General features: G+C 51.8%; 19 protein-coding genes. 5 read left to right on the top strand and 14 right to left on the bottom strand.

All coding sequences use genetic code 11. From position 1 onward, the window contains the following. Positions 1–2: 2 nt before the first annotated feature. From G5574_RS21885 to G5574_RS21870, 4 genes are all read right to left on the bottom strand, one after another. On the bottom strand, positions 3–1,160 hold the full coding sequence (locus G5574_RS21885; protein ID WP_039339480.1) for a sialidase family protein: 1,158 nt from the start codon (positions 1,158–1,160) through the stop codon (positions 3–5). A gap of 1 nt (position 1,161) precedes the next feature. Next, positions 1,162–2,583, bottom strand: a complete 1,422-nt coding sequence (locus tag G5574_RS21880; protein WP_006121967.1) for a sodium:solute symporter family protein — start codon at positions 2,581–2,583, stop codon at positions 1,162–1,164. Between the two features lie 77 nt (positions 2,584–2,660). Next, positions 2,661–3,542, bottom strand: coding sequence for a dihydrodipicolinate synthase family protein (locus G5574_RS21875; RefSeq protein ID WP_054634020.1), 882 nt, complete (start codon positions 3,540–3,542; stop codon positions 2,661–2,663). Positions 3,543–3,564: 22 nt separating this feature from the next. Further along, on the bottom strand, positions 3,565–4,710 hold the full coding sequence (locus G5574_RS21870) for an iron-containing alcohol dehydrogenase (RefSeq protein ID WP_164483302.1): 1,146 nt from the start codon (positions 4,708–4,710) through the stop codon (positions 3,565–3,567). Positions 4,711–5,213: 503 nt separating this feature from the next. On the opposite strand from G5574_RS21870, the gene G5574_RS21865 reads away from it, so the two are divergent. After that, positions 5,214–6,200, top strand: a complete 987-nt coding sequence (locus G5574_RS21865; RefSeq protein ID WP_006121964.1) for a D-threonate 4-phosphate dehydrogenase — start codon at positions 5,214–5,216, stop codon at positions 6,198–6,200. An 850-nt stretch (positions 6,201–7,050) separates the two neighbouring features. Next, on the top strand, positions 7,051–8,523 hold the full coding sequence (locus G5574_RS21860) for a mannitol dehydrogenase family protein (protein ID WP_164483301.1): 1,473 nt from the start codon (positions 7,051–7,053) through the stop codon (positions 8,521–8,523). Between the two features lie 38 nt (positions 8,524–8,561). On the opposite strand, the gene G5574_RS21855 is transcribed toward G5574_RS21860, so the two are convergent. From G5574_RS21855 to G5574_RS21845, 3 genes are all read right to left on the bottom strand, one after another. Next, positions 8,562–9,596, bottom strand: a complete 1,035-nt coding sequence (locus tag G5574_RS21855) for an alpha/beta hydrolase (protein WP_033742440.1) — start codon at positions 9,594–9,596, stop codon at positions 8,562–8,564. A 384-nt stretch (positions 9,597–9,980) separates the two neighbouring features. Further along, positions 9,981–10,076 carry a protein MgtR gene (gene mgtR / locus G5574_RS24060; protein ID WP_110268492.1) on the bottom strand — a complete coding sequence of 32 codons (96 nt, stop codon included), beginning with the start codon at positions 10,074–10,076 and terminating at the stop codon, positions 9,981–9,983. A 597-nt stretch (positions 10,077–10,673) separates the two neighbouring features. Continuing rightward, positions 10,674–11,558 carry a helix-turn-helix transcriptional regulator gene (locus tag G5574_RS21845; RefSeq protein ID WP_164483300.1) on the bottom strand — a complete coding sequence of 295 codons (885 nt, stop codon included), beginning with the start codon at positions 11,556–11,558 and terminating at the stop codon, positions 10,674–10,676. Between the two features lie 169 nt (positions 11,559–11,727). Between G5574_RS21845 and G5574_RS21840 the strand changes: the two genes are divergently transcribed. Further along, positions 11,728–12,633 (top strand): DMT family transporter, encoded by a 906-nt coding sequence (locus G5574_RS21840; protein WP_164483299.1) that lies wholly within the window; start codon positions 11,728–11,730, stop codon positions 12,631–12,633. Positions 12,634–12,637: 4 nt separating this feature from the next. On the opposite strand, the gene G5574_RS21835 is transcribed toward G5574_RS21840, so the two are convergent. Further along, positions 12,638–12,982: a gamma-glutamylcyclotransferase family protein gene (locus G5574_RS21835; protein WP_033742448.1), complete on the bottom strand. Its 345-nt coding sequence runs from the start codon at positions 12,980–12,982 to the stop codon at positions 12,638–12,640. 312 nt (positions 12,983–13,294) lie between these two features. Between G5574_RS21835 and G5574_RS21830 the strand changes: the two genes are divergently transcribed. Beyond that, the gene (locus G5574_RS21830) at positions 13,295–14,953 is read left to right on the top strand and encodes a methyl-accepting chemotaxis protein (RefSeq protein WP_033742450.1); all 1,659 of its coding nucleotides are present in this window, start codon (positions 13,295–13,297) and stop codon (positions 14,951–14,953) included. A gap of 252 nt (positions 14,954–15,205) precedes the next feature. Here G5574_RS21830 and G5574_RS21825 read toward each other — a convergent pair whose 3' ends face one another. From G5574_RS21825 to G5574_RS21805, 5 genes are all read right to left on the bottom strand, one after another. Continuing rightward, the gene (locus G5574_RS21825) at positions 15,206–18,280 is read right to left on the bottom strand and encodes an efflux RND transporter permease subunit (RefSeq protein ID WP_164483298.1); all 3,075 of its coding nucleotides are present in this window, start codon (positions 18,278–18,280) and stop codon (positions 15,206–15,208) included. After that, positions 18,277–19,410 (bottom strand): efflux RND transporter periplasmic adaptor subunit, encoded by a 1,134-nt coding sequence (locus G5574_RS21820; RefSeq protein WP_164483297.1) that lies wholly within the window; start codon positions 19,408–19,410, stop codon positions 18,277–18,279. The genes G5574_RS21825 and G5574_RS21820 overlap by 4 nt, the downstream gene beginning before the upstream one ends. 117 nt (positions 19,411–19,527) lie before the next feature. Beyond that, on the bottom strand, positions 19,528–20,715 hold the full coding sequence (locus G5574_RS21815) for a sensor histidine kinase (RefSeq protein ID WP_164483296.1): 1,188 nt from the start codon (positions 20,713–20,715) through the stop codon (positions 19,528–19,530). Further along, complete coding sequence (locus G5574_RS21810; RefSeq protein ID WP_006121952.1) at positions 20,712–21,404, bottom strand: response regulator; 693 nt, start codon at positions 21,402–21,404, stop codon at positions 20,712–20,714. Before G5574_RS21810 ends, G5574_RS21815 begins: the two co-directional genes overlap by 4 nt. A 639-nt stretch (positions 21,405–22,043) precedes the next feature. Further along, positions 22,044–22,328, bottom strand: a complete 285-nt coding sequence (locus tag G5574_RS21805; RefSeq protein WP_006121951.1) for a hypothetical protein — start codon at positions 22,326–22,328, stop codon at positions 22,044–22,046. A gap of 175 nt (positions 22,329–22,503) precedes the next feature. Here G5574_RS21805 and G5574_RS21800 point away from each other — a divergent pair, with 175 nt between their 5' ends. Beyond that, complete coding sequence (locus G5574_RS21800) at positions 22,504–22,776, top strand: hypothetical protein (protein ID WP_164483295.1); 273 nt, start codon at positions 22,504–22,506, stop codon at positions 22,774–22,776. A 46-nt stretch (positions 22,777–22,822) separates the two neighbouring features. On the opposite strand, the gene G5574_RS21795 is transcribed toward G5574_RS21800, so the two are convergent. Next, the gene (locus G5574_RS21795) at positions 22,823–23,209 is read right to left on the bottom strand and encodes a bleomycin resistance protein (protein WP_033742461.1); all 387 of its coding nucleotides are present in this window, start codon (positions 23,207–23,209) and stop codon (positions 22,823–22,825) included. Between the last annotated feature and the right edge of the window lie 335 nt (positions 23,210–23,544).

The raw sequence follows: 23,544 nt of genomic DNA, 5'->3' as shown, positions 1-23,544 counted from the left end.
GCTTACTCCTTCACCCAGTCGGGTGTGACGCGCGCATATTTAATCGCCTGGCGGAAATAGGTATACGCGATATGTAAGGTACCCTGTGCATCCTGTTTAATGCTCGGGTAGGAAAACTCACGGTTCAGTTTTTCCTGAGAATTGTTTGTCATACAGTAACCGTCACCTTCATCCAGGTTTTTCTGCCACGGCCAGGTTTTGCCGCCATCGGCGGAAATTGCGACAGTCATTGGGGCGCGTGGCGCCCCCCAGAAAGCGCTTCGTCCGGTTGCTTCTGGCTCCTTTCTGCCGTCACCGTCATCGATCTCATCATAGAGTGACGCGCGACGTTCCGTTGCCCCGGCTGCGCTCATGCTATTAAACACCAGCGCCAGTTCGCCACTTTGCAGCGTCGTCACCTGAATTGACGAATTGTTGTTAGGTAACACCGTGGCTTCAGGCGCTGTCCAGCTCTCACCACCATCGGTGGATCGGCTGAGATAGATATTGTCTGCCCAACGGCTGCGGTAAAGGGCAACCAGCGAACCATCCTGCAGGGCAGTGATATTCATATGCACGCACCCCAGGCTTTCCGGCACAACCACATCCCGCCAGCTTTTACCCTGGTCGGATGAAATCTTCACCGCACTGATATCGTCGTTACCCACCCACTTTTCACCCGGCTGTGTGCGGCAGTAAAACACCGGGAGTAACCAGTTGCCGTTTTCCAGCACGGTGATGGGCTGACGAATAAAGGTGCCCGGTTTATCCAGTAACGTGTCAATGGGCCCCCAGGTTTTACCCAGATCGCCAGACTGGCGGTAGCGGACAATCGCCGTATCCTGATTACCGGACAGCTGTGCGGTCCACAACAGCCACAGCACGTTGTCGGGCGCGAGGAACAGAACGGGATTCTGCTCAGAACGGGTTGGATCGTCGGACAGTTTTATCGCCTCACTCCAGATATGGCTGCCTGCAGGTAAGCGCGAGCACCAGACAGAGATATCGGCTATGCCTTCCTGTGTGCCGCCAAACCAGACGCAGAGCAGGGAACCATCGTGCAGCGGTAAAATATTGGCGGCGTGGTTCTGTGGGCATGACGAAGGCAGCATTGCGGTCAGTACGCGGTCATCTTTTTCCCATGGCGTCAGGATGCCATCGCGCGTTACGGTTACAGTCATTTTATTCTCCTTTTCCTGCGGCAGCTCTGGCGTGTTCAGCCGCTGCGGTTCTGGCTTTGCTGGGGATCATATGGTCAATCGCCATGATCAATGCGGGCGTCAGTAGCGCGATATACATGTTATTAATACCGAACGGATCGCCTGCCAGATACCAGACTGAGGTCACGACACACGCACCAATCAGGCCGGCATTGGCACCGCGAGTACTTCTGTAGAACGGGGCATAGAAGGCAATGACCGCGACAACGGTAATAGACAGGCGAATCGCTCGGGTAAAAAAGGACAGTTTCAGAACTTCAGGGACAAACAGGACAAAGATCAGCGGCAGAAAGCCAATCAGCAGCGACAACCAGCGCGTGGTTTTAAATTCCTGCTCTGTCGTGGGTTTGAAATAAGGCACATAGAAATCCTTCACCACCAGCGACGCGATAGCCAGGGCAACGGTACTGACGCTGACAAATATAGAGGCAACCAGTGAGGTCGTTACCAGACCAGCCAGCCAGGGATTCATATCCTGCAGAAACACCGGCAATGCATACAGGCTGTCAATATTGGGGTGGAGATATTTGGCTGCCACACCGATAACGGCAATCGCCAACGCAATCGGCATACAGAACAGAAAGGCAATCCAGGTCGAGCGCTGCGCTGACTTCACACTTCTGGTCGACGAGATAGCCTGAATGACAAACTGGGTGCAGAAGATCGAGCCAATCGTCCCGATAAGCCAGGCGACAATGGTTGACGCGCCGATATTACCGTCCCAGGTCCAGTAATAAGCGGGCATTTCATTGATCATAGGCTTGAGGCCGCCCGTTTGTGACAATGCAAACCAAAGAATAGCCAGGATACCAAAATATTTCAGCGCGCTGTGTAGCATGGTGACCCAGGCGATTCCTTTTAAACCGCCGAAGGCAAAATAGAACGTACTGACTACAGCCGTAATAAAAGCGGCAACCGGCAATGTCACGTGTAATACAGTGGCGATTGCCGCCGCACCACTGACATAATTTCCCACATTGACCAAAAGCAGGGCATAAATCATGATCAGTGAAATAATATTTTTGGTGCTGTTACCGTACTTTTCAGCAATCGCACCCGAGATGGTAATTTTACCCGTATTATAAATGCGTTTTACCAGAATCATGCCAAAAAGGGGAAAGCCAATAGCGGCGCCAATGACTGACCAGGACGCGGCAATCCCACCTTCAAAGGCGGCCTGAGCCGTGCCGATAGTCGATTTTGCACCGATATATTCTGACATCAGCAGAATACCTACAATAAAGGCTGGCATGGCTCTTGAGCCTTCCATAAAATCGCCCGAGTTTTTACTACGTAACCGGAATGTCAGCCAGGTGGTAAAAAGAATATATGCCAATACAATGCCGATAATTATCAGGGTGTCCTGAGCGTTGAATGTTTTCATTATAGCCTCAGATAGAGCAAGATAAATTCGGGGAGCACTTTATGCTCCCGGTATTTAAAATTTATAAATTCTTATTATCATTTCAGGTACAGGTTAATGATTCTGCGAATTTCCTCTTTCTGCGCAGCGTCAAAATGAATGGCATAACGGCTCTCGCCCACGTTATGGCCTAAAATTTGTAGCGCTTTTTTTACTGCTGCAGGTGAAAAGGCGACCTTATAAAGATCGGTGCGTAACCCTGTGACCTGTTCCTGCGCCTGACGTGATCCGTCAATATCGCCGGCATGAAAGCGTGACCAGATCGCATTTATCTGGTGCGGTGCAACGTTAGCCAGGCCTGATATACAGGCAGAGCACCCTTCAACAAAGCCTTGATGGATAAGTGAATCGGGGCCGTTAAGCACGTCAAAGTTATCGCATTCTTTTACCGTGTCCAGATAGTCGCGCAGGCTTTCATAACTTCCGGCACTGTCTTTTACACCAATGATATTGGGATGGGCAGCAAGGGTGCGGGCGGTTTCTGGTTCAATCGTATTGCCTGTTCTGGCCGGAATGTTGTACAGAAAAACCGGTACGGAAAGGCCATCCGCAATTGCCGTGTAATGGTTAATCAGTTCGCGTTGATTTAACGGCACAAAATAGGGCGTGATTACTGAAACCGCATCCACGCCCAGCTTTTCAATTTGTTTACCCAGGCGAAGGGTGTCCCGGGTCGATATCTCACCAATATGGGCAACAACCTTTGCCCGCCCCGACACTTCGTTAACACAGGTTTCTGTAACAGTAAGCTTTTCTTTTTCGTTGAGAACAAAGAACTCACCATTTGTGCCGCCGCAAAAAATACCGTTACCGGCATTGAGTTGTCGGGTAACCTGGCGTTTCAGTTCATCAAGATAAAGATCACCTTCCTGAGTAAAAGGCGTCACAATCGCTGTAAGTACACCTTCTATTTTTTTCATCTTTACCCACTCCTTTCGGCGGTTAAATTTTAGGGAACAGGGTCCGGTAAATATCAGCCACATCCTGATGATTTACAGCGCAGGGTGAATTGTTCATTAAACGCTTCACATTGAGTGCAGATTCGCTCAGCGCATCAATATCACCTGACGGCACGCCTAATGTTTCCAGGTTATCCGGCAGATTGAGCCGTTTAACTAATTTGGCGAGATAGTCGACCAGCGCGTGCGATTTTTCTTCCGGGGTCAATGTGATATCGGCGCCCGGAATCAGGTCCCAGACAGTGGCAAATTTGTCGATGGCAAACGGGCGCACCACTTTCATACAGGGTGCCAGCAGAATGGCATTGGCGACGCCGTGAGGCAGGTGATAAGTGCCTCCCAGAGGATACGAAAGCGCATGAACAAGATGGGTGCCGGCGTGCGCGATTGCCGCGCCGCCATAATAAGAAGCCCATAGCATTTCCAGCTTCGCGTTCAGGTTATGCGGTTCAGTGACGGATGTTTCCAGATTCCGGAACAGCTTATGCAGGCCCATCAGCGCAACGTTGTCACCCACAGGGTTCGAAATGGTGGCGGTATAACATTCCAGTAAATGGCACAGTGCATCAATGCCCGTTGATGAGGCGATATGCGCAGGCATGCTGGTGGTCAGTTCTGGAATTAATGCGACATAATCTGGCAGCATCACAGGGGAAATGATGCCTGATTTGGTGTTTTTTTCAGGGATAGCCAGAATAGCATTGGGCGTTGCTTCCGAACCCGTTCCCGCCGTCGAGGGAATAAGCAGTGAGGGTAAACGGGCTGTAATTTTCACGCCATCAAACAGCGCCTTAAGGGAGGGTGACGCAACGTGACATAACACAGAAAGCAGCTTCGCCACATCCAGTACGCTTCCACCGCCAATGCCCACCACTAAATCAAACGTTTTACCTGCTGTACGCGACAGCACTGCTTCAACATCGGTATGCGTGGGTTCTGCCGGAACATCATCGATCAGTTTAACGTGACGGCCATCCTGACTGAGCAATGTCATGATTTGCGTGGTCGCGGGCAAATTTACAATGTTCTTGTCTGTCAAAACCAGCAGGTGTTGTTTGTCCGCGACAACCGGCGTCAGTGCCTTTATCGCGTCGGAACCGCTCAATATTGTGCTGTTAATTAATGCCACGTCTGTCTCCCCATAAATGACTGAAATTCTTCATTCCGCTTAACTTCGCTCACTCACTGTCTAAATTTATAAATAAAATGGCGCTTTATTAAATTGATCTTGCTCACATATAATCGAATGTGATTGAATATAATCATTATGGTGAGGAGTGAAAACTGATGAGGTGCGTTGTGACTCTGATCTTCAGGCGCTTTTGACGACATGGGGCGACAAAACAAGAGGGCCATATCTCTGACCGTTGACCGGATGAGTGAAATCGCTCAACGACGGCAGTGCGGGTTTGCACGCTGGGCTGATTTTAGCGACAAGGCGTCAGGGATGGCTAAATGGGCTGCTGCAACCGTCTCGGCCCGGACGCAACGCGGCACAGAAGGGCGGCGGAATATGTTCCTGGTGGGCATGCATCCGGTTGTGACTGACGTCAGGCGGGATTAACGAAAGCCGGTGTTTGGGTAATGAATCTCCCCCTTTAAAAATTTTGAGCGTCGTTGAGGAGAAAATAAGTGACGAATGTTGTGGCGATTACGATGGGCGATCCGGCTGGGATCGGTCCTGAAATTATTATTAAGGCCTTAACCGAGGGCGCGTTAGCGGGTTCGCCCGTTGTGGTTATCGGTTGTGTACAAACGTTCCGCCGCATACTGGCAATGAACATAACGCCGCAGGCGGAATTAAACGTCATTAATAACGTGTCCGAAGCCACCTTTATGCCGGGCGTTATTCATATTATCGATGAGAAAGTGGCACATCCGGAGGCACTACAGTGTGGGGTTGTGCAGCCTGAAGCGGGCGATGTGGCTTATCGATGCATCAAACGTGCAACAGAAATGGCGATGCGCGGTGATGTGAAAGCGATTGCGACGGCTCCGCTGAATAAAGAAGCGCTGCATATGGCTGGCCATCATTATCCAGGCCATACGGAATTACTGGCAAAATTAACTGACACCAAAGATTATTCGATGGTGCTCTACACCGATAAACTCAAAGTGATCCACGTCAGCACGCATATTTCTCTGCGGACATTCCTGGATACGCTCAGCCAGGCGCGCGTTGAAACGGTAATCAGAATTGCCGATACGTTTTTGCGCCGGGTCGGTTATAGCCAGCCGCGTATTGCGGTTGCGGGCGTTAACCCACACGCGGGTGAAAATGGGTTGTTCGGAGATGAGGAAATTCGCGTGCTGACACCGGCGATTGACGCGATGAAGGCGCAGGGCATAAACGTCTATGGCCCGTGCCCGCCGGACACCGTATTTATGCAATGCAATGAGGGCATGTATGACATTGTTGTGGCTATGTATCATGATCAAGGCCATATTCCGCTCAAGTTGTTGGGCTTCTACGACGGCGTAAACATTACCGCAGGCTTACCGTTCCTGCGCACCTCAGCCGATCATGGCACGGCCTTTAACATTGCCTGGACCGGTAAAGCGAATCCCGAAAGTATGGCTATCTCGATTGATATGGCGCTGCAAATTACGCAAGCATAGCGTTGTGCGGGAAGGGAGGCTCAGGGTGACATGATTGCGTTGCCCTGCATACGGCTTCTGGGCGGCTGTGCAAACTTTCGCGATAAAACAGGCACCTGAACCGATATAACCTTAATACAGCGACGCGTCGGGAAACGGGTGTCTGTCATCGCATGCGGGTGCAATATCAATACAGCACCGTATCGGATTGGTTTAAATGCTCCGGCTCCACAGAGGCATAACTGACAGCCTTACCACGTACACGTCGAATGACGCCAGATGAGGGAATAAAAAGCGTTCAGCGTTAATGTCCCGCCAGTCAAACACGGCGTTGAGTTTCTGCCTGATTTCCGTTTTGTCCGTAGCGAAATAGCTCACCCTCAAACCCGAGTGCTCTTAAACCCATCGGTGCGATTAAGTCTTTTTATACATGACGCCTGATGAGGTCGGCCCTTTTTAAAAGCAATCTTTCGGATTTTTTAAATTTTGGTTATTCACCCGAACCGCAAAACAGCGTGCTAATACGCATCAGCCTGTTTGAAGGTTAATTCTTCTGTAGTGCCAGCAATATTTATAGTTATAAAGAAGTTGTGATTTTTATTTTCTTTGTTAATTAATGCAATTTTACCCAAAGACATAATTGCCATTCATCACATTTTTTAATTATAACTGGTATGGTAGTGGAACAATTCTGCCGCTGACGATAGGCTTCCCGCACCAATTCTGTTTTAAAAACTTTCCTTTTGCCGTGGTGTTCTCAGGCGCTTGATCCAAACTGCGCCGCACAGGAAAACATCAAGGCGATCTCCAGGTGCTGCCGTTATTTAACGTCAGTGTCCACGCAGCTAATAAAAAATAAGGTGAGAAAGAAATGCAAACTACCCTACTGAATGCGAAGGCGACGGTTCCAAAATGGAACAGGAAGAAGCTCGTCCCGCGTATTGTCCATCTTGGATTCGGTGCTTTTCATCGGGCTCATCAGGCGGTCTATGCCGATGTTCTTGCAGCAGAACATAACAGCGACTGGGGATACGTCGAAGTTAATCTCATCGGCGGGGAACAACAGATTGCCGATCTGAAACGTCAGGGATTATTGTACAGCGTGGCAGAAATGTCGGCTCATGGCTGGGAAGGGCGCGTGATTGGTGTGGTGAAGCAGGCGCTTCACGCTCAGGTCGATGGAACCGAAGCCGTACTTCACGCCCTGTGTCAGCCCGAAATTGCCATCGTTTCCTTAACGATTACTGAGAAAGGCTATTGTCATTCACCGGCAACGGGCGAGCTGATGCGCGACCATCCTCAGATTGTCGCTGATCTGGCTCAGCCTCACCAGCCGCTTTCTGCGCCAGGGATCATCGTTGAAGCACTGGCGCGTCGCAAGGCTGCTGGTCTGCCTGCGTTTACTGTGTTGTCCTGCGACAATATTCCAGAAAACGGAAAAGTGATCGGTCAGGTCGTGCGTGCTTTTGCCCGACAACGTGACAACGACCTGGCAGACTGGATTGAACAGCAGGTGACGTTCCCTTCAACCATGGTGGACCGTATCGTACCGGCGATGAATCCGCAGAGTCTTGACGCGATCGCGGCGCTTATTCAGGTGGCCGATCCCGTCGCGGTAGCCTGTGAGCCCTTTCGCCAGTGGGTTATTGAGGATAATTTCGTCGCAGGGCGGCCGGCATGGGAAAAAGCCGGTGCAGAGTTAGTCAAAGACGTGCTGCCTTACGAAGAGATGAAACTGCGTATGTTGAACGGCAGCCATTCATTTCTGGCTTACCTGGGCAACCTTGCGGGTTATGAGCATATTTATGACTGTATGCAGGACCCGAACTTTCGCCTTGCGGCACGACGCTTAATGTTGACAGAACAGGCACCGACGCTAACCGTTAAGAACGTTGATTTGATCGATTATGCCGATCGGCTGATTGCACGCTATGAAAATCCCGCGCTACAGCATCGTACCTGGCAAATTGCGATGGATGGCAGCCAGAAGTTACCGCAACGTTGGTTACATTCCGTTTGCAGGCACCTCAAGCGCGGCAGCCGTTTTGATCTGCTTGCATTAGGTATTGCCGCATGGATGCGCTATGTCAGCGGTAAGGATGACCAGGGAAAAGAGATTGAGGTCTGCGATCCTTTATTGGCGTCTATACGAACCGCCGTTGACGGCAGCGTAGAAGGGGAGGCGAGGGTAAAAGCGCTGTTAGGACTGGAAGCTATATTCGGCCACACGCTGCCCGATAATCCCTGTTTTGTGCAGCAGGTGGTTAAGTCCTATCTCCATCTACTGGACAAAGGGGCAAAACAGACTGTCGCTGACCTGATGGCTGACGTGTCAGCAGACTGATGACCAGGCAAACCACATAAAGTGGTTTGCCTGGTGCATTACAAATTGTCGTTTAAATTGGCTGTGCTCTTGCTGCCTGTTCGTGTATCAGGGTGCAGCACCTCTGAAAACCAGTTCACAACCAGGCGGATGACGTCAGGTTGATACCAGACCTCATCACCATGTTCTGCACCTTTCACCACGACGTACTCAACCTGATCACCTGCCTTTTTAAGCGCATCAAAGAGTTGCGCACTTTGATGCGGTGAAACGAGTGAATCTTTGTCACCGTGCATAATCAGGAAAGGCGGTTTGGGGTTCGCAAGATGGCCCATGGGACTTGCCTGACGGGCTTTATCAGGATCATCCATGACAGACGCACCTGCAAAATCGTGGAAGGCCGGTCCATGAATCAAAAGGGCTTCAGTGACGGCCGGTGAGGCATGCACCTGTTGATTCTCTTCAGAGAAGCCTTCGCCAATATTGCGTAAATCTGAAATACCGTAAATCGTGGCGGCGGCCTGGACGTCAGATGATGTTTCTGTGAAATCACCCTGATCGAAAGCGGTCTGACCATTTGTCATGCCCAGCATTTGTGCCAGCCAGCCTCCTGCCGAATCGCCTAAAACACCAATACGATGAGGATCGATACCGTACGTTTCTGCATGCTGTCTCAGATAGCGTACGGCCGCTTTCCCGTCAACAACCGGCGCAGGGAAGGTATCCGGTACAACACGATATTCAGCTGCGGCCACAACAAAGCCCGCCTCTGCCAGCGCCATGCGCATCTGAATAAATTTCTCATGGTCGGCACTGGTAAACCCCCCGCCCGGAAAGTAAACAATTGCGGGTTTGACTGCATCGGTGCGGGGCACCAGTAATGACATGTGAAGCGGTCTGACCGATCGTAGCGTTGTAATCTGCGAATAAACCACGCCAGTGATCGCATCAATCTGGTTGCGCACAGGTTGGACTTCAATCACCTTTGCGCCTTCACGGTATCCGGTCAGTTCAGTATTTTTCGTTGCCATCGCGTTACTCATCGTCATGATTACGGCCAGTCCCCCAATAAAAAAAGTGTGGCATACATTCATAATTATTCCCTGAGACGTTGAAAGAAAGTATGAATTGTTAAGGGTTTTTAAAAGGTTGCAGGGGCGTTCAGCCTTTGCCAGCAGACGGTAGCGCATAAGGCATAGCGCGGTGTTGAGCAAGATTATGAAAGCGAAGGTTTTATGGGGGTTGGTTACGTGTGTTCCGCGAAAGTGGATGTTTGACCAGAAAATTTAATGGGTTCTCAGGCACCGTCGTGGGCATTACGCTGCGCCCACCGGGTCCGGTATCTGACGGACCAGACGCAGGTAATGTCTGGTCCTGAGTGGTTAACGAATCACGATCGTCAGCAGGATGAGGATGGCCGCTATGGCAACAACCTGAATAAAAATCTGGTTAAGCGTGAACTTGCGCATTGCCTTCCCTCACTGCGTCAGTATTTGCCAAATACCTGCCGACATCACGATAAAGCCGACAAAAAGAAAGATCAGGGTTATCGCGGTTTCGGATGAACGATTCATAGTATTCCTCCCTGGTTAATGATGAGTGCCTGACCCTACTGTGCAGAAAGCAACAAATCGGGGCAGGACAGGTCTGTTTCATGGCTTCAGGCAGAGCAGGGGCTCACCGGTTTCCGGTAAAGGCGTAAAGCCGCCTCACTCAAAAAGGGGTTAGCGCGTCACAGGAACAGCGTGAGGTCTGCCAGTACGTCAGTGGTGTGGTTCCGTTGTGCAAGGCAGGATCGCCGCATTGCCGTTCCGCGTTTAAAAACGCTTTACGGATGCCTTACAGCAAGGATGCCGTCCATCCGGGAGGCGGGAATAGCGCATTTTTGAACATAAACATGACGGTGGTCCTTATGGTCTGATTCATGATTAACCGGACAAAAGGCCAGTCATCGCGACGGGAAGCCTGCTGTCGCCCTAGGGCGAGCAAAACCATCACGAAAGCGTTTTACTCATCGGAAGGGTAAAAAGAAGGTTATCCCGTCACAGGGCGTCCGAATGAATCTGCACGTAGTGTAATCAGGTTACACAATGCGTCAAAGCACGAACCGCCAATGTGTGAGGATTGGTTTAGGTTAACTCGCGGGGTGCTTCGTCCATGACTGAGACGATTCACAACAATTCAGGGCCGCTGGCCATGCGTAACTGCGACGGTGTCGATCCGGTCACCTGCTTAAACCGGTTACTGAAATGGCTCAGTGAGTTAAAACCATTCTCCAGTGCAATCTCGGTTAACGACAATGATGTCGATACGATCATCTGACGCGCGTTTTCCATCCGGCGCTTCATCACGTACTGGTGAGGTGCAACGCCGAGTGACTGACGAAACATCCGGGCAAAATGATATTCACTCAGACTGGCCTGGCTGGCGAGAACGTTCAGAGTAAGGGGCAGAGCCAGGTGCGCATCAATAAACGCCAGGGTATTGCGCAACACATAGGGAGCAAGTCCGCCCGTGACAGAGGGAAGCCGCCACTGGACACACGAATAGTGTTGAATCAGATGGGTTAACAACAACGTGCTGGCGGTGCTCAGCATCAGCTGATTGGCTGGCTGCTGCCAGTCGCAGCTAAGTAAAAACTGGCGATACAACGCCGTAATCGTGTCATCACTGGCAAAAATCTTTTCATCGAGGGATAACGAGGCCGGGCTGCGATCCCAAATCTTTTCACCGACCTCTCGCAGGTGCTCATCTGTGCAGTAGAGATGCACGAAGGAGAGATCGCTGCGTACATCCCAGGTCGATTCACTGTGCTGCGGCATCAGGCAAAATTTATTCGGTCCGCCGCCGTTGCGCCATCCGTTTGCCGTTTTGTGGTAACTCTCATAACCATCAGCAATATACAGGCTGAGCGTATGATGATTGCTGTTAACGGTAACGCGGTCTTGTTTGTTGTGCCAGGCGGCCAGTCGGATGCCCGAATTAAGCATCACCGATTCCCGCAGCACGGCCTTTTTTTGACGCAGTGTTTCAAAGGTGTCGTAAACGCGAGACATGGCATGCTTCCGCTGGATAAACAGAGGTCCAGTCTAGGATGACAGACGTCAGGTAGCCAGATGTATCACGCTAAAATGCGCAAGATTTTGCAACCCGACCGCAACATGATGAAAACCAACCCCTCGCGATTACGTCACAGTGAAGAGAGTCTGAGGCAGAGGGATAACGATGAACGCAATACTTTACGCCATTGTGGTCGTGATTTGGGGAACAACCTGGATCGCTATTTTTTTACAGCAGGGGCCTGTAGATGTCACGGTTTCGGTATTCTGGCGGTTTGCGATCGCCAGCGTCATTATGCTGATCCTGTTAACGCTGCTGGGACGCCTGCGCCGCCTGGCATGGCAGGACCACCTGTTTTGTCTGATCCAGGGATGCTGTGTGTTTTGCTTTAATTTTTGGTGTTTTTACACGGCTGCGGCTTACATTAATACAGGCCTGGAGTCGGTGATTTTTTCGATGGCCGTGCTCTATAACGCGGTAAACAGTTATATTTTCTTTGGCCAGCGCCCACTCCCCCGTTTCTGGTTTGCCGCCGCACTGGGATTAACCGGCATGATCGTCCTGTTCTGGCACGATCTGCATATCAGCGACTGGAACAGTACCGCGCTCATGGGAATGGGGCTGTCAGCACTGGGTACCTTTGGTTTTTCATTAGGCAATATGATCAGCCTGCGCCATCAGCGTCGGCATCTTGAGACGATGACCACCAACGCCTGGGCCATGTTTTATGGTGCCCTCGTTATGGGCCTTATCGCTATTATTCGTGGTGCCAGCTTCTCACCGCAATGGACCTTCACTTATCTCGGTGCCTTACTTTACCTGGCGGTGTTTGGTTCCGTCATTGCTTTCTGGGCTTATTTCACCCTGATCAAACGCACAAGTGCGGGCAAAGCCGCCTACACCACACTTATGTTCCCTCTGGTCGCGTTATCGTTCTCCACACTTTTTGAAGGCTATACCTGGCAAAGTCATAGTGTGGCCGGCTTGCTACTGATTTTAAGCGGTAACCTGGTAATGTTTGCCCGCCCCCTGCAGTGGTTCAGGCGTAAAGCGCTGACAAACGCGCATTAGCTGTTTATGCGCGCGGCGGTGTGCATTGCGGTTGCAGTTGATAGACATAAGCGGTGACAGTGTCACCGTTTTCAAGGGTCACTTCCGTCCTGAGGCGATCGTACCCGTCTTCAAATTCGTCCAGCATGGGCCAGTATGATAAGAGATTATCAGAACTAAAAACGTAACCCTCAACGCGCGGACCTCGGCTATCCAGCACCAGACCAGGAAAGCCTGCGGCTGCTCCGCACCCCTGAGGATAGAAAATGCCGCTTACAAAGCCTGCCTGCCAGTTGCCTCCGACCCTGTCGAGAATGTGGGCATTACTGTGGCCCGGGCGCAAAGTGCCATAAACGAATAACCTTTCCATCATTATCTCTGTGTAAAAACCGCTACCTTAGCTGCACGAACTGCGGTTGTCATTATGGGGAACGTTCTATTTTAACGCACAGGCGGTGCGTAGCAATATGCTCTTATTATCATGGATTTATATTTTAATGAAACAACCTGTTCACATTTAACCCTATAGTTTCTGTTAGTGACAAAATATCCCGTCATAGTCGCTGTTTTCTTTTTTTCAAGGTTCTGGAAATAAAATTACGTTGTAAAGCCGGTTAGTTATTTGCCGATAAAGGCCTGTGAAAATAATTGTAGTTTTTACCTATCCGGGGGAGTTTTTTCTATGACAATCACGCAGCGTTTAGTGCTGGCATTTTCTTTGCTTGCTTTATCACTTTGTGCGCTTGTTGCTGTTTCTTTATCTGTGATTTCGGGCTTTCAGTCGCGCTTTGAATATGTTCAGGTTAATGCTATTCCCAGCATTAAAGATCTGAATAAGTCAATTAGCGCAACTAACCAACTGGGGCTGGCCCTGTATCGCCATCAGACGGCGACAGACAGCGCTAAGCAGGCTGAAGCAGAACAAAAAATTAATACCATTATTAATAACATCAAGTCATTAAATGATTATTATATGGCGAATGATATTTCCAGTGATGAAGATAAAGAAATGACCGTTGGGGCCAATCGTAACCTCGATGCGGTTCGCAGTGCGTTACCTGCTTTTCTTGCTGCCTCACGTAGCCATAATAATGAACTGTCACTTTCTCTCCTGCAAAGTGACAATGGCATTGGCGCTGCCGCACGTAAAATGGAGTCTGATTTTACTAAACAAATTGAGCTGAACATTCAGATTGGTGATGCACTCAGAGCACAGAATAATCAGATTTATTCTAAAACCGTCTGGATGATGACCTGTGCCTCACTGTTGGTTATTTTGCTGCTCGGTGCGTTCTCAATAAACATTATTGTTGGCATTAAACGTAGCCTTACCAGCATCAAAGATACCATGGCTGAAGTGAGCAGCAATTTGGATCTGACACGCTTAGCGCCGGTGTTGAGAAAGGATGAGATTGGTCAAACGGCTATGGCGTTTAATGATCTGCTTAAGCGTGTATCGACTACGCTGCTGTCAGTCAATCATGCGGCGCAATCCGTCAGCACAGGATCGACGCAGATTGCGGCTGGCAACGAAGATTTGTCATCTCGCACTGAGCAACAGGCCGCCTCGCTGGAAGAGACATCGGTTAGTATGGCTACGCTCAGCGATACCGTACGGCAAAATGCCGAGGGCGCAGTCCAGGCCAGCAACCTGGCCAATAACGCCAATAAACTGTCCAGGCAGAACGGCGAAGCCGTGAGTCAGATGCTGACCACGATGGATGAAATTCGCGGTAGCTCAGCCAAAATATCTGATATCACAGGGCTGATCGAAGGTATTGCATTTCAGACGAATATTCTGGCCCTTAACGCCGCCGTTGAGGCTGCCCGTGCGGGTGAGCATGGCCGTGGTTTTGCGGTCGTGGCATCAGAAGTTCGCAATCTGGCACAACGTTCGTCATCCGCGGCTCGTGAAATTAAAGAGTTAATCACCACGTCTGTTTCGCAGGTTGAACAGGGGCTGACGCAGGCAACAAGCGTAGGCAGTAACTCCGATAACGTGGGCCATGCTATTCAGCAGGTTGCCGATCTGGTTAATGAAATTGCCGCTGCTACAGCCGAGCAAAGCAAAGGCATTGAGCAAGTGCACCAGGCTATCGGCCAGATGGATGAGGTCACGCAGCAGAACGCCTCTCTGGTTGAGGAAGCTTCATCTGCATCCAAATCTTTACAGGAGCAGGCGGAAACGTTGTCGAGACTGGTGTCAACGTTCAAAGTTAACGAGAGCGTCACGCAGGTGGCAGTATCGTCCCCTGTAGCCGTGAGCTATGCATCGCCAGTGTTAAAAAGACCGCAACTGAATGCCACCGGTGCAGATAAGGTTAACTGGGAAAGTTTCTGATGCGCTGTCACTGGGCCTGATCGCTTCAGGCCCAGAACACGAGCGCTGCGATATCGCAGCGCTTTTTTATTGACATGCGTTTTGCTTGGCGAAAAAGCCTTTTTTTGGCGCATAAGACGCTTTTCTCTCCTTCGATGCACGCTAGTGATACTGTGCAGGCCTTGTGCGCCATTCATGCCCTCCATACCAAGACCGTATGCCTCATTCCGTTGCGCACTACGATCCGTAACCCAGTGACAATATTCGCCGCCCTCATGTGCGCGATCGGGGCGCGCGGCCGTTTTCCCATGCCATTATCAGGCTGAGTGAGGCAGGCAGCAGGGTCAGCGTGACCAATGTGCCGGTGATCAGCCCACCGATGATCGCGAATGCCATTGGCCCCCAGAAAACCTGATGTGAAATAGGTAACATGCCGAAGATTGCCGCGCAGGCAGTGAGCAGGATGGGGCGCGCCCGGTGCAGTGCGGCATGGCGGATGGCGTCACCCAGGGCCATGCCAGCCTGCGCATGGCTGTCTACCTCGCTGATCATGATTACGGCGTTACGGATAATCATGCCCGCCAGCGCAATGATGCCCAGCAGTGCGACAAACCCCATCGGCGTGCCACCCGGTAACATTGCCAGGACAATTCCCGGCAGGCCGAAAGGTGCCATCAGCAGCGCAAGCAGCATTCTGGAGAACCGCTTCAACTGCAGCATCAATAACACAAGCATGCAGCACAGGGTGACCGGCAAAACGGCAAACACCGAACTGTTACCTTTATTCGACTCGGCGACGGTTCCACCTTCTTCAATGGCGTAACCTGCGGGCAAGGTTGCCCGCAGAGTATCCAGGCCAGGTCTCAGTTGATCAGACACCGTTTCGGCCCGTTGCTCAGGTGCAATATCGGTTTGCACGGTGATATAGGGCAAACGCTGTCGTCGCCAAATCACCGGATCGTCGAGCTGCCATTTCAGTGTGGCGACCTGCCCAAGCGGAATTTTTTGCCCGGAAGCTGTGTTGAGCATCAGGCTGTCTAAGATGGCTGTGTCCTGTCGTTCCCGATCGTTGCCGCGCAGAACCACATCTATTAGCCGGTTATGATCGCGAACCGTGGTCACGGTACTGCCGGACATGACAGTATTCAGTGTGGAAGCAATGCTTTCTGAGGAGACGCCGACGGCGCGTGCAGCAGTCTGGTTTACCTCAACATTGATTTCCCGCTCGGGCTCGCCAGCCGTCATATTTACCTCACGCGTATTCGGCGAACGCGAAAGTTGAGCAGCCAGTTTTTCCGCGATGTCCCGTACTTTGCTGTAGTCAGGGCCGGTGACGCGGTATTTCAATGGCCAGCCGACGGGTGGACCCAGTTCGAGAGGGGCCACACGGGCAGTCAGATCGCTGAAATCCCGCGCCAGTGTCGCCTCCAGGCGGCGTCGAACGCGATCGCGCGCTTCCAGGTTCTTAGTCACCACAACCAGTTGCGCCACATTTTCATTGTCCAGCAAGACTTCCATGGGCAAATAAAACCGCACGGCACCTGCGCCGACATAGCTGGAGAAGTGATCGACATCGTGATCGGCGCGCAACAGGGTTTCCAGCTGTGCGGTACGCCGTGTCGTTTCACTTTGAGAGGCATTTGCCGCCAGCGAAAGATTCACTAACAGCTCGGGACGATCGGACGCGGGGAAGAATTCGCCCTGCATCAATGTAGTGCCTGCAATCCCCATTCCCAGCAATAACAAGGCGCTTATCACGGTTGTCCAGCGGTAGTGTAAAACCCGATCAAGCAGACGACGATAGCAGCGGGCCATCAGCCCGGGAGGTGGTGATGGGGCTGTCACCTGCTCAGTTAACAGCCAGGTGCCGATAACCGGGGAAAACAGAATCGCCACGACCCAGGAGCACAGCAGCGAGATCAGCACGACTGCAAAAAGGGAGTAACAATATTCACCGGCGCTGGAGGCCGCAAAACCGACCGGAATAAAACCGGCGATCATCACCAGCGTTCCCGTCAGCATAGGAAACGCGGTGGTTTTAAACGCAAAGGTTGCGGCCTGCGCTTTGCTGTCTCCCGCCTCAAGGCGGGAAACCATGGTTTCAACCGTGATCATGGCATCATCGACCAGTAAACCCAGCGCAATAATGAGAGCCCCCAGCGAAATGCGTTGCAGGCCAATACCGGCCACTGTCATGCCGACGAATGTCATGGCCAGAACGAGGGGAATCGCAGCGGCGACCACCAGCCCGGCACGGAAACCCAGCGAGAAAAACGAGATTGCCAGAACGATCAGTACCGCTTCCGCCAGCACCCGCACAAAGCCACTGACGGCGGTTTTAACAACGGTGGATTGATCGGCGATCTTCACCATCGTGATACCGTGCGGGAGCTGGGCGGCAATCGTCTCCATGCGCGCATGAATGGCCTGACCAAATTTCAGCATATTACCCGTCGGGGCCATGGAGATGGCCAGGCCAATGCCAGGCTCGCCGTTGACCCGGAAGGTTGACGCCGGCGGTTCAGCAGGCTGAAGCGTTATCGTGGCAATACTGGTCAGCGGGATAAAGCGCTGGCCGATATGTAAGGTAATGGCCTTAAGGTTATCAGCCGAGGTCAATGCACCACTGACATGAAGTGCAATATTTTCTTTATCAGTGCGTATTACACCTGCGGGCGCAACGGCATTTTGCGCGGCCAGAGCATCACTTACCTCCCGAAGCGTAAGGCCCATGCCCGCTAACTGCCGTGGCGAAAACGCGATAACAATGTGTTCTTCCTGTTCGCCGGGCAGGGTAATTTTACCCATGTCTGGCACATCCATCAGGCTTCGACGGATCTCATCGACTTTATCCCGCAGTTCTCGCGGACTGAAGCCATCGGCCGTAAAGCCATAAATCGTGCCATAGGTGTCGCCAAATTCGTCATTAACAGCGGGACCCTGAACGCCTTGTGGAAGCGATGAGGCGATATCCTGCATTTTTTTCCGAATCTGGTACCAGATAGTCGGGACCTGATCCGGCGGCGTATCATCACGCAGGTTAACAAAGATGACGGCCTTTCCCGCCCGGGTTTCACTCTCGATAAAATCCAGGAACGGTGTTTCCTGCAGTTTTTTTTCCAGCGTATCCGTCACTAACTGCATCGTGTCTTCCACCGTGGCACCGGGCCATTGTGCGGACACGACCGCCGTTTTGATGGTAAACGCCGGATCTTCATTACGGGGCAGATCGATGTAACTCAGTACACCCGTCGTCATCACCAACAGCATGAAAAACACCACCAGTTGCTGATGTGCTAACGCCCAGGCAGAGAGATTAAAGCGGGCTCTTTCAGCCGATCTTCTCATTTTTCATCCTCCCCGGACTGTACCCGCTCTCCCGGCAAGAGCGTTTTCACCCCTGCGGTGACTACGCGCTCACCCGGTATCACGCCGGCACTGAGATAGATATGTTGGGCATCGAAGCGCGCCAGCGTGACCGGCCTGAGTGAAAGCTGATGGGACTGGGTGTTCACCACAAAAACGGCGGGACGATCACCGGCACGCGTGAGAGCGCTGGCGGGCAGGGTGACAACCTGTTCGGCTTTACCGGGAAAGGCCCCCACGACGGTCGACCCCAACGCCATAGCGACCGGCGGTTGCGGCAGCATGATACGTAGTCGCCAGGTGCGGGTCTGCGGATCGGCCTGCGGACTGATATCGCGAAAATGCCCCTGTGTCTTTATCGCAGGGTTTGATAACAACGTAATGCTGAAGGGCGTGGAGGAGGCGTACTCCGCCAGCGAGGGTTCAGCAAGGTCAAAGACAGCATCGCGATCGCCATCAGCGGCAAGCGTCATTACGGACTGCGCGGCGCTGACCACCTGACCCGGCTGGACATTGACGGCGGTAATAACACCGGCGCGCGGCGCGGTAAGCTGCGTCCAGTTGAGATTATCCTGGGCATTTTTAAGCGCGGCTTCACTGCTCTGACGCCGGGAAACGGCCGCCTGCCAGTCACCTTTTGCACTGTCTAACTGCGAACGGGAAATGGCCCCACCGGGCATCAGCTGCTGCATACGACGCAGCGTAAGTGCGGCAACATGTTCTGAGGCGCGCGCACTCGCCAGATCGGCAGTGGCACTGCTGAGCTGGTTTTGAGCGGCATTACTGTCTAAGGTCGCCAGAACCTGACCGGCATTCACATGCTGTCCAATGTCCGTGGTGCGGGTAATGACGCGGCCATCCAGCCTGAAAGCCAGCGAAATTTCTTCATGGGCACGAATTTCACCCGTCTGCGTCATCAGTCCACCGCTGGAGAAGGGCGGAACCAGTACTGTCCGCACGGGACGAGGCGCTTCACGCGCAGGCGGCGCTTCCTCCCGGCAGCCTGACAGGATAAGCATGCCTGCCACGACAAACAGTGACGGTAACACATAACCCGGAAAGCTCAGATGACGCAGCGCCTGGCGGGCAAAAGCGGGAATAAAATCTGTCATAACCGTATTCCTAAAATGAGACAGGCTCATTTAAAGCGGGTTATGTCCAGAAACCTTCGATGAATTATCAAGAAATGGTCAAGGCAGACGAAAAAGCCTGTACAGGCCAGCACGCACTCAGATTGAGCGCGCGTCGTCAGTTAAAGGCAAAACGATTGTAATCTGCAGTCCGCCGTCCGCAGGCAAACGTGCAAATATCTCCCCACCGTGCGCCTCCACGATAGCCTTCGCAATAGACATGCCGAGACCGCTTCCGCCGGAATGCCGTGCGCGTGACGATTCTGCCCGGGTGAAACGGTCGAAAATGACAGGCAGAAACTGAGGATCCACGCCCGGTCCATAGTCACGAAACTGCAGTGTGACAGCGGCGGGCGAGGTATGAGCCGTCACAGAAAACCGTTTCCCCTCTGCGGCATAACGCAGTGCATTTTCCGTTAAGATGGTTACCACCTGGCCCAGCCGGGAGGCATCGCCAGTGAAAGAGAGTTGGCCGGGAGACTGCACCTCAATCACCATCTGTTCTGCTTCAGCCTGAGGCGCCAGCCACGCTGTACGTTCGCGTAACAGTTCGGTAAGGTTAAACCGGCTCAGGCTGAGCGTAAGCTGGCCAGCTTCCGCTAACGATAATAAGTGTAGTTCATCCGTCAGGCGGCTCAGCTGCGTCAGCTGCTTCATGATCATGGAGAACTGCTGAGGTTCCGGCGCAAATACGCCGTCGACAATGCCTTGTAAGCGGCCAATGGCTGCGGTGAGTGGCGATCGTAGTTCATGAGCAATGGCAACCTGCGAAGCTTTAAGTTCGCGTTCGTAACGGGCTAACTGCTGGGTCATCAGATTAAAGTCTTCCGTAAACCGCACTAATTCCTGTGGCGCGCCGTCGACCTGACCGACCGATGTGCCGAATTTCCCCTGTGCCACATCGCGTGCCGCATTCGCCAGCTGACTAAACTGTTTCGCCAGCGGTCGGGCGAAGCGCAGCCCCATTACAATAAAGAACGGAATCACCACGGCGACCAGCACGGCGACCGTCAGCCAGTCAGCCGAGGCGATTGACGGGTCGGAAAAGCCGACGCCCCACCACTGATCGACAATCTGATGAAAGCGAGCCGGTGCCTGCTCCGGGTGTAACCGTATGCGGGAAAACTCCGCCCAGACGTCCGCAGGCATGCGAGAGTAAACCCAGAGCATTTGCAGCGCAAAACGCAGCCACATGCAAAACGCGATAAGGATGACGCTTCCCAGACCGATTATCAAAATACGGATGCAGATCCAGCGCCACATTGAGTCGTGCGTTTTTAGTTTCATGGTTGTCTGAACCTGTAACCCACGCTGCGAACCGCAGGTAAGATATCTGACATGCCTGCGGCTTCCAGTTTGCGTCGCAGGTTATAAACATGGGTATCAACCACGCGCTCAAGCGCATCACTTTCAGGCAGGCAGTGTTCAAGCAAGAATAAGCGACTAAACGGGCGGGTTGGGGCGCGCATCAACGTCACCAGAATCGAAAACTCCGTTGGGGTCAGATCGAGCCGCTGAATGCCCTGTTCATTTTTTACTACCGCTGTCAGCGATTCAGTGTCGACTTCCAGGCCCGCCCAACACAATGTGCTGTCGGGGACGGTACTTTGTTGGGTGCGACGTAAAACGGCCTGAACACGTGCGACGACCTCGCCAGGATGGTAGGGTTTCACCACATAATCATCTGCACCATAGCGTAATGCGCCGATCCTGTCGGGGGCATCTCCCATCGCTGTCACCATAATCACTGGTGTATTTCCCCTGCGTCGAAGGGCCGCCAGAACTTCCGTGCCGTTCATGACGGGCAGCATCACATCAAGCAGAATGAGATCGGGCTGCCACCGTTGCGCGTGGTCAAGTCCTGTCATTCCATCGCCAGCAATCATCACCGTGTAGCCTTCACGTTTAAGATAGGCTTCAAGTACGCCGGCTGCATCGGCATCATCTTCGATAATCAGTACACGTTTAGACTTCATTGGGGCCACTTTGACTTTTTCTCCCTCATTTCCCGTATGTGCCCGCACCGCTCTATTGGCATGTCAGCCGTGTCGTCTGCATTTAATGTGATTAAGCAAAACGATAATAACCTGAAAAAATCGGCAAGACATGGTCAGTTTAATGTCGGCTGGAGGAAGAGAAGGGAATGCGCAGGATGCCAGAGAGAAAAACAATACGCCTAATAAAAAAACGTGATGAAAAAGGGCTCGATCAGAAATAATGAACGGACATCAGACGCTTTTTCATGTTGTTATCAAACGGCTGACCAGGCGGAGTCAGACGTTTACGTTTAAGGCATTACGGGGGTTGCTCAGTGTGGGGAATGTCTGCGATGCCGATGCGTTAGCGCTGGGCAGAAAAAATGACACTGTCACTTTTATGGTGAGCGTTTTGCTCAGGCAAGACTGGCATGGTGCCGGGCAGGAAGTGGTTACGGGCAGGCCAGGTGACGTTCATACAAGGCTGTCCGACTGATACGATGAAAAACCGCCCGGTTTAATAACGCCGCCGCGTAATATCTGGCGCAAACCTGATCGGTCGCGTGATTTATCGCTTCTGTGCAAGGCCGCCCCACAGCAGCCTTCATCTGCTACGGGGCGGCCAGCATGAATCCGTATTTACCCTTTATGGCACGCGACGCGATCGTAACCGGTAAGTGCGGATTTCGCCGTCGCTTTACGCTTTCTGCTGTTAACTTTGGGCAGCCAGATTTTAAATTGCTCCGCCAGTTGCTTCGCCTGTTGTTCATCCGTGGTACGACAGATAAACAGTTTACTCTTGGTTTGATTGGTCACATCGGTGGCATAAATTTCGTAACTTCCGCCACGGTGATCGTATTCAATATCCGTGAAATGCATGTGTGGCCACAGGCCCGTTCTGACCTCAAACTTGCTCAATTCCATAATTTTTACCGTTTTTGTTTTTTGCTGTGATGAATGTCGTTCCCCTGGTCGGGCCACTAAATGTAGAACAAATTCGGATTTGTGCCAGCCGACAACATTATTTTTCACTGCCAGTCTTAATTTTTTATAAAAACAGCGTGTTACCATGACATTACGTCATTAAAAGGAGAAAACGATGATTGTCAGAACCTGGCATGGTTGTGTCCCTCAGCAGCACGCAGAGGCATTTTTTACGCATCTACAGAAGACGGGCGTGCAGCATGCAGAATCGGTACCCGGTAACACAGGCGCTTTTATTCATCAGGTTGCACAGGGAGAGTGGCAGCATTTCTTTCTGGCCACATACTGGCGGGATCTGGCGGCAGTGAAAGCGTTTGCTGGCGAGGATTACCCGGTGGCAGTTACCTATGCGGATGACGAACAGTTTGGGTTGATCTCCGATCCCTAAGTCTTTCACCATCAGGTCAGCGAGGTGGTCGCGCTGTAATGTTTTTTCAGTCTAAGACCTGACAAAAACGCAGCAGGTAGCCATCTGGATCCTGAACCAGTAACTCCTGCTGGCGTTCATATTTCTCACCCGTATAGTAGGCATTTTCGCTAAGTGGTCGGAACAAGGGCGTGCCCGTTTTCACCAGGCGCGTGTGAAGCTGCTGAATATTGGAGACTTCTATCTGGAAGTTAATACCGCGTCCCAAAGGATACTGCATCTCTGCGGTGTGCCAGCCCGCGTCATGCTGCTGTTCAATCATTAATTGCGCTTCACCATAACAGAGATAAGCGAAGTCTGGGTGAATGCGTCTTATTCTCACAGTAAACCCCAGTTCATCGACATAAAACGCAAAGGATCTGGCAAAATCAGTGACAGTCAGTTCCGGCACCATCGAATTCCAGAAGCGAGAATCAGCAGGTTCAACTGACGATGTAGTGACGCGTAATTCCTTGTTCATAAGAAAAAAATCTAAAAGTTAGAAAAGTGATCACCGTCACTTTATGAGTGCAACGCGTGTATCAAAACTCCGACTTTCCCTTAGAAAATGCTATCTGTCAACAATGTAGATACCGTTTGGCAGCATTTGCAGAATGTGCGGTAATCTCTTCATGAAACTGTCAAACATATCTGTTTATTTAATGTGATTAATCTGGTAAACCTAATAAAGATCGTGTCAATTTGTGAATTGAATGAAGCGTTTAATGTTTGGTTAAGGTTACGAGCGTA

The organism is Pantoea stewartii (assembly GCF_011044475.1).
Classification (GTDB): Bacteria; Pseudomonadota; Gammaproteobacteria; order Enterobacterales; family Enterobacteriaceae; genus Pantoea; species Pantoea stewartii.
Note: the sequence above shows the minus strand (reverse complement) of the source record. Positions and strands in the feature narration are given on the sequence as shown.

Bases quoted from the DNA above. Each gene is read 5' to 3' on its own strand.
- G5574_RS21805 (WP_006121951.1), bottom strand. From the start codon at position 22,328: ATGGAATTGAGCAAGTTTGAGGTCAGAACGGGCCTGTGGCCACACATG.
- G5574_RS21800 (WP_164483295.1), top strand. From the start codon at position 22,504: ATGATTGTCAGAACCTGGCATGGTTGTGTCCCTCAGCAGCACGCAGAG.
- G5574_RS21820 (WP_164483297.1), bottom strand. From the start codon at position 19,410: ATGACAGATTTTATTCCCGCTTTTGCCCGCCAGGCGCTGCGTCATCTG.
- G5574_RS21875 (WP_054634020.1), bottom strand. From the start codon at position 3,542: ATGAAAAAAATAGAAGGTGTACTTACAGCGATTGTGACGCCTTTTACT.
- G5574_RS21835 (WP_033742448.1), bottom strand. From the start codon at position 12,982: ATGGAAAGGTTATTCGTTTATGGCACTTTGCGCCCGGGCCACAGTAAT.
- G5574_RS21880 (WP_006121967.1), bottom strand. From the start codon at position 2,583: ATGAAAACATTCAACGCTCAGGACACCCTGATAATTATCGGCATTGTA.
- G5574_RS21830 (WP_033742450.1), top strand. From the start codon at position 13,295: ATGACAATCACGCAGCGTTTAGTGCTGGCATTTTCTTTGCTTGCTTTA.
- mgtR (WP_110268492.1), bottom strand. From the start codon at position 10,076: ATGAATCGTTCATCCGAAACCGCGATAACCCTGATCTTTCTTTTTGTC.
- G5574_RS21845 (WP_164483300.1), bottom strand. From the start codon at position 11,558: ATGTCTCGCGTTTACGACACCTTTGAAACACTGCGTCAAAAAAAGGCC.
- G5574_RS21885 (WP_039339480.1), bottom strand. From the start codon at position 1,160: ATGACTGTAACCGTAACGCGCGATGGCATCCTGACGCCATGGGAAAAA.
- G5574_RS21860 (WP_164483301.1), top strand. From the start codon at position 7,051: ATGCAAACTACCCTACTGAATGCGAAGGCGACGGTTCCAAAATGGAAC.
- G5574_RS21810 (WP_006121952.1), bottom strand. From the start codon at position 21,404: ATGAAGTCTAAACGTGTACTGATTATCGAAGATGATGCCGATGCAGCC.
- G5574_RS21840 (WP_164483299.1), top strand. From the start codon at position 11,728: ATGAACGCAATACTTTACGCCATTGTGGTCGTGATTTGGGGAACAACC.
- G5574_RS21815 (WP_164483296.1), bottom strand. From the start codon at position 20,715: ATGAAACTAAAAACGCACGACTCAATGTGGCGCTGGATCTGCATCCGT.
- G5574_RS21855 (WP_033742440.1), bottom strand. From the start codon at position 9,596: ATGAATGTATGCCACACTTTTTTTATTGGGGGACTGGCCGTAATCATG.
- G5574_RS21825 (WP_164483298.1), bottom strand. From the start codon at position 18,280: ATGAGAAGATCGGCTGAAAGAGCCCGCTTTAATCTCTCTGCCTGGGCG.
- G5574_RS21795 (WP_033742461.1), bottom strand. From the start codon at position 23,209: ATGGTGCCGGAACTGACTGTCACTGATTTTGCCAGATCCTTTGCGTTT.